The sequence below is a fragment of the Paenibacillus oryzae genome (assembly GCF_001675045.1).
Lineage (GTDB): Bacteria > Bacillota > Bacilli > Paenibacillales > Paenibacillaceae > Pristimantibacillus > Pristimantibacillus oryzae.
The window spans coordinates 611-1,349 of record NZ_LYPA01000057.1 but is presented as its reverse complement, the minus strand read 5'-3'; the positions used below and the strand labels follow the sequence as shown (position 1 = coordinate 1,349).

Genomic DNA, 739 nt, shown 5'->3' with positions numbered 1-739 from the left:
GGCCACGACCTTCCGTGAGGTTAATGAACAAGCCTTGACAGCGGTCAAGGCTGCTTTGGTGGACGGAGCGGTCGATGTCGCATTCGGGGCTTCACAGACGGACAAAACAGCGGCGGTGCAAAGCTATGTAGACCATCTGATAGCCGGTGATCCGAAGGTAACGGCGACCGTTGCCTACAACAACGACACGGGCAGGTATGATGTAGCCTTAGTCAGAGGGAACGCCAGCGACAGCAAAAGCCTGATGATGACGATGAACGAAGCGGCAGATCCGGACATTGCCATCGTGTTGGCAGCCAAGGCAGCGGTGGAAGGCGCAAGCTACAGCAGCATGATCCAAGCAATGGCAACCAGCGAGTCGGTTATTATGGCAGCATTGAAAGCTACTGCCGAGGCAGCGATCAACAATAATGAGGTTACGGTGACGGTCAACACAGTTAACTACGCGGCACCGATTGCAGGCAATGGAGACAATGTAAACGGTACAGACGGCAGCTACGTCTTCACCGTCACGGTGTCTAAAGGGCTGCAGAGCCAAACGGGCGTGCAGCAAACCATTGCCATCACCGCAACGGCCTTTACCGGCATACCTAATGCGCAGGCGGTGTCTGCCGCCAAGGCGGCTTTGACGGATGGAGAGATTGATGTCGCTTTTGGAGCCTCACAGGCAGACAAAACCGCAGCGGTACAAAGCTATGTGAACATTTTTCTTACCGGAGATGCCGCAGGGGTGAGTGCA

General features: G+C 55.2%; 1 protein-coding gene. It reads left to right on the top strand.

Features of this window, described 5'->3' with window-relative positions; all coding sequences use genetic code 11:
* On the top strand, window positions 1-739 hold a 739-nt coding region (locus A7K91_RS26720), incomplete at both ends, for a hypothetical protein (protein WP_169833407.1).